Here is a 4,591-nt window from a genome sequence, read left to right as displayed (position 1 = left end):
GAGCGAGCGCGAGGGACGAGCGACCAACGGGAGCGAGTCGGCTGGGGAGGATCGAGGGCTGTGCGACGCGGTTCGGTCGCAAGGTGCCAACGATCGAGTTGCTGTTGCCGTCGTCAACGTCGAAGCAGTGCGTACGGAGAGCACACCTCGCACGTGGAGCCTACCCCCTCGACCGTACCAAGAAAACCGACCCGCAGAAAGACCGATCAGTCGCTCTGGATACGCGGCGCGAGCATGAACGTCACGTTGCCCAGCCCTTCAGCGAACTCGTAGTGGAGCTTCACCGGGAACTCCTCACCCAGCTCCACCCGAACCTCGGCGTCGGAGGCGATCGCCTTGTTCATGTCCTTCAGGTAGTCGAGGCTGAACAGCGAGTCCGCGGGTCCCGCGGTCAGCGCGATCAGGTCCTCGGACTCCAGTTGGAGGTCCACGTCGTCGGTGTCGCCCTCGGCCTCGATGTGGAACGTCTCGTCGGTCTCGTCGACGCGCAGGCGGATGTGGTCGCTCACCATGTCGGCGGCGGTGATCCCGCGGTCGAGCTGGGCGCCCTCCAGCGTGATCTCCGCCGGCAGGTCCAGATCCGGGATGTCCGGCTCCTTGCGGATCGAGTCGGGGTCGATCAGCGCCAGCGTGTAGGAGAGACCCTCGCACTCGATGTGGAGCTTCCGGGTCTCCTCGTCGAGTTCGAGGTGGATCAGGTCGTCGGCGTTGGCCATCCCGGCGACCTCCTCCAGTCGCGTGAGGTTGACGCCGATGACGCCGCCGTCGGCCTCGTAGGACTCGAACGCCGCCGCCTCGAGCGTCAGATCGACCATGCCCACGTTGGCCGGGTCGACCGCGCGGATCGACAGCTCCTCCTCGTTCAGCCGAATCTTGCACTCGTCGACCAGCACGCTCACGGCGTCGAGGGAGTCCCGGAGCGTCGACGCGCTCACGATGGCCTTGAACATGGTCGTTCGTTCCGCCCGACACTCAAAAAGCCTCCCGATTCTTGGCCCCCCGAGCGCGCGGATCGACCCCGCCCGTTCGACTCCGCAAGGGGTATGGCTCGCTCTCCCCGACCGCTCACGTATGGATCCACGAGTCCGTGAACACGCCGAGACCATCGTCGAGCACTCCACCGGTATCGAGGCCGGCGACGACGTGATCGTCTACGTCCCCGGCGACGCCGAGGACCTCGCCGTCGCGCTCCACGAACTGCTCGGCGAGAAGGGCGCCAACCCCCTGCTGCTCACCTACTCCGAGCGCGCCGACCGCGCGTTCCTCCGCAGCAGCGACGAGTTCGACACGCCCGACCACGAACTCGCGATGTACGAGAACGCCGACGCGACGATCATCGCCCGCAGCGGCCCGAACCCCAGCGAGAAGGCCGACGTGGACCCCGAGACCACGGCCGCGTACAACCGCGCCCACGACCCGATCAAGAAGGCCCGCCTCGACACGACGTGGTGTCTCACGCAGTACCCAAGCCCCGGCTACGCCCAACTGGCGGGGATGAGCACCGAAGCCTACGAGGAGTTCGTCTACGACGCCGTCACGCTCGACTGGGAGGCCCAGCGGGAGTTCCAGGAGAACCTCGTCGAGATCCTCGACGACGCCAGCGAGGTCCGCATCCGTGCGGGCGAGGAGACGGACATCACCATGTCCATCGAGGGCAACACCGCCGCGAACGACTACGGCGAGGCGAACCTCCCCGGCGGCGAGGTGTTCACCGCGCCCGTCAAACACAGCGTCGAGGGCGAGGTGTACTTCGACATGCCCCTCTACCGACAGGGACGGGAGGTCGAGGGCGTCCGGCTCACCTTCGAAGACGGCAAGGTCACCGAGTTCTCCGCGGAGCGTAACGAGGACGTGCTGCAGGGCGTCTTCGACACCGACGAGGAAGCGCGCTACCTCGGCGAACTGGGTATCGGGATGAACGACGCCATCGACCAGTTCACCTACAACATGCTGTTCGACGAGAAGATGGGCGAGACGGTTCACATGGCCGTCGGGAGCGCCTACCCGCAGTGTGTCGGCGAGGGCAACGAGGTCAACGACAGCGCCGAGCACGTCGACATGATCCTCGACATGAGCGAGGACTCGGTGATCGAGGTCGACGGCGAAGTGGTGCAGGAGGACGGGAAGTTCATCTTCGAGTAGCGAAGTCGCTCGTTGGACGCGTTGTTTTCGGTTCCGTCGAGTGCCGCGACAGCACCTCGTTCGTACACTTCTGGAACAGCAACCGCGACAGCACCTCGTTCGTAGACCACTTGCGACCGCAGTGCGCCGGGCATGAATCCCGGCGCAGCATGGAGTCCCCACCCCTCCCCCCGCGGCGGCCGACCGTTGGCCGTCACCAGGCGTCCACCGTCCCGCTACTGCACCGCGGTCGGCGCGCGACCTGAGCGCGACGGCGCGAACGAGCGCGCGAGGGACGACCGACTGAGCGAAGCGAAGGAGGGAGTCGGCTGGGGAGGCCTGAGGGCTGTGCGGGGCGGTGCGGCCGCAAGTGGTCTAGCTAACTCCGCGGTCGTGTTCGCGTCGATATTTTCGACACAAACCAAAGAATCGGCGTCGCTGACGATCAATACGCAGCGTTCGCCCTACTCCTCGTCGACGTCCAACTCGAACTGCTGATCCTCGACGACCGCGTTCAGTACGACCGACGTGTTCGACTCCCGCACGTCGTCGTCGGTCAGGACGCGCTTGATCCGGTCGTTCATCTCGTCGGTGTCCTCGAACTTCCCGACGGCGACGACGTCGTGGTCGCCCGTCACCTCGTACACCGACACCATCCCGCGGAGATCCGCGAGCCGGTCGGTGATCTCCGGCAGCGCCGTCCCCTCGACTTTGAGTTGGAGGATCGCCGTCACGTCGTACCCCAGCTTCTGGTAGTTCACGTCGGGGCTGTACCCCTCGATCACGCCCTCGTCCTCCAGATCCTGCAGGTGGTTCGACACCGTCGTGACCGACACGTCAAGCTCCTCGCCCAGGCTGCGGAGGCTCGCACGACCGTTGCCCAGCAGGGAGTTGATCAGGCGCGCATCGAGGTTTTCGTACGTCATGGTACTCCACTCCGCTCGCGCCGGGGAAGAACTTTACGAACATCCAATTATCAGACTCGGACCTCGGCAGTATTCTGGTGGGAAGGGAATATTCTTGTAGTATGGGGCGTAGTAGCCGGTAGAGCATGACGGACAACCCGGCTCCTGACGGCGGACTCACCGAGGAGGAACGCGACGTTCTCGAACGTATCGACCGCGAAGGGATCGACTTCCTGCGGCTCCAGTTCACGGACATCCTCGGGACGGTGAAGAACGTCTCCGTTCCCGCGGATCAGGCGGAGAAGGCGTTCACCGAGGGTATCTACTTCGACGGCTCCTCGATCGAGGGGTTCGTCCGCATCCAGGAGTCGGACATGCGCCTCAAGCCCGACGCGAGTACGTTCGCGGTGCTGCCGTGGCGCGACACCTCCGCGCGGCTCATCTGTGACGTGATCGACACGTCGACGGGCGAGCCGTTCGAGGGCGATCCGCGTGCGGTGCTGAAGAACGCGCTCGAGCGCGCCGAGGAGATGGGGTACGAGGTCAACGCCGCGCCCGAACCGGAGTTCTTCCTGTTCGAGGAGGATGAGGAGGGCCGCGCGACCACGAAGACCAACGACGCCGGCGGCTACTTCGACGTGGCGCCCAAGGACCTCGCCAGCGACGTGCGCCGGGACATCATCTACGGCCTCGAGGACATGGGGTTCGACATCGAGGCGTCCCACCACGAGGTCGCCGAGGGCCAGCACGAGATCAACTTCGAGTACGACGACGCGCTCTCGACGGCGGACAACGTCGCGACGTTCCGCACGGTCGTCCGGGCGATCGCCGCCCAGCACGACCTCCACGCGACGTTCATGCCCAAGCCGATCCCGAAGATCAACGGCTCGGGGATGCACACCCACATCTCGCTGTTCCAGGACGGCGAGAACGCGTTCCACGACGAGGACGACGAGTTCGACCTGAGCGAGACGGCCAAGCAGTTCACCGCCGGGATCCTCGAACACGCGCCCGCCCTCGCCGCGGTCACCAACCCCACCGTGAACAGCTACAAGCGCCTCGTCCCGGGCTACGAGGCGCCCGTCTACGTCGCGTGGTCCGACCGCAACCGCTCGGCGCTGATCCGCAAGCCGGCCGCGCGCGTGCCCGCCTCCTCCCGCATCGAGGCGCGCTTCCCGGACCCCTCGTGTAACCCCTACCTCGCGTTCGCGGTGCTGATCCACGCGGGGCTGGACGGCGTCGAGAAGGGCCTCGACTGCCCGGACCCGATCCGCGAGAACATCTACGAGTTCGACGAGCAGAAACGCGAGGAGTACGGCATCGAGACGCTCCCGACCAACCTCGGCGAGGCCGTCGACGCGCTCGAAGACGACGACACCATCTACGAGGCGCTCGGTCCCCACGTCGGGCCGAAGTTCGTCGAGGCGAAGAGCACGGAGTTCGCGGAGTACCTCGTCGACGTCTCCGACTGGGAGCTGGACCGCTACCTCGAGAAGTTCTAACCCTCAACCGCTTTTCCCGGGGGCATCGGCGAGCGCCGCAGGCGCTCGCCTCAACCCCCGGCA

The 4,591-nt window shown here is 65.9% G+C and carries 4 protein-coding genes; 2 read left to right on the top strand and 2 right to left on the bottom strand.

The genetic code is table 11. The annotated features are described in order from the left end of the window. Positions 1-206 precede the first annotated feature (206 nt). Positions 207-950: a DNA polymerase sliding clamp gene (locus tag ACFR9S_RS02935; protein WP_379731392.1), complete on the bottom strand. Its 744-nt coding sequence runs from the start codon at positions 948-950 to the stop codon at positions 207-209. Between the two features lie 121 nt (positions 951-1,071). Here ACFR9S_RS02935 and ACFR9S_RS02930 point away from each other — a divergent pair, with 121 nt between their 5' ends. Then, a complete protein-coding gene (locus tag ACFR9S_RS02930; RefSeq protein WP_379731391.1) occupies positions 1,072-2,142 on the top strand; it encodes an aminopeptidase in 1,071 nt (356 codons plus the stop codon). 443 nt (positions 2,143-2,585) lie between these two features. Here the strand turns inward: ACFR9S_RS02930 and lrp are convergent, their stop codons facing one another. Beyond that, positions 2,586-3,047 carry an HTH-type transcriptional regulator Lrp gene (gene lrp, locus ACFR9S_RS02925; RefSeq protein ID WP_379732247.1) on the bottom strand — a complete coding sequence of 154 codons (462 nt, stop codon included), beginning with the start codon at positions 3,045-3,047 and terminating at the stop codon, positions 2,586-2,588. 125 nt (positions 3,048-3,172) lie between these two features. Here lrp and glnA point away from each other — a divergent pair, with 125 nt between their 5' ends. Beyond that, the gene (gene glnA, locus ACFR9S_RS02920) at positions 3,173-4,528 is read left to right on the top strand and encodes a type I glutamate--ammonia ligase (RefSeq protein ID WP_379732246.1); all 1,356 of its coding nucleotides are present in this window, start codon (positions 3,173-3,175) and stop codon (positions 4,526-4,528) included. Positions 4,529-4,591: the final 63 nt, after the last annotated feature.

It is taken from the genome of Halolamina salina, from assembly GCF_042678005.1.
Classification (GTDB): Archaea; Halobacteriota; Halobacteria; order Halobacteriales; family Haloferacaceae; genus Halolamina; species Halolamina salina.
This window is presented reverse-complemented; position numbering and strand designations above follow the sequence as displayed.

Bases quoted from the DNA above. Each gene is read 5' to 3' on its own strand.
- ACFR9S_RS02935 (WP_379731392.1), bottom strand. From the start codon at position 950: ATGTTCAAGGCCATCGTGAGCGCGTCGACGCTCCGGGACTCCCTCGAC.
- ACFR9S_RS02930 (WP_379731391.1), top strand. From the start codon at position 1,072: ATGGATCCACGAGTCCGTGAACACGCCGAGACCATCGTCGAGCACTCC.
- lrp (WP_379732247.1), bottom strand. From the start codon at position 3,047: ATGACGTACGAAAACCTCGATGCGCGCCTGATCAACTCCCTGCTGGGC.
- glnA (WP_379732246.1), top strand. From the start codon at position 3,173: ATGACGGACAACCCGGCTCCTGACGGCGGACTCACCGAGGAGGAACGC.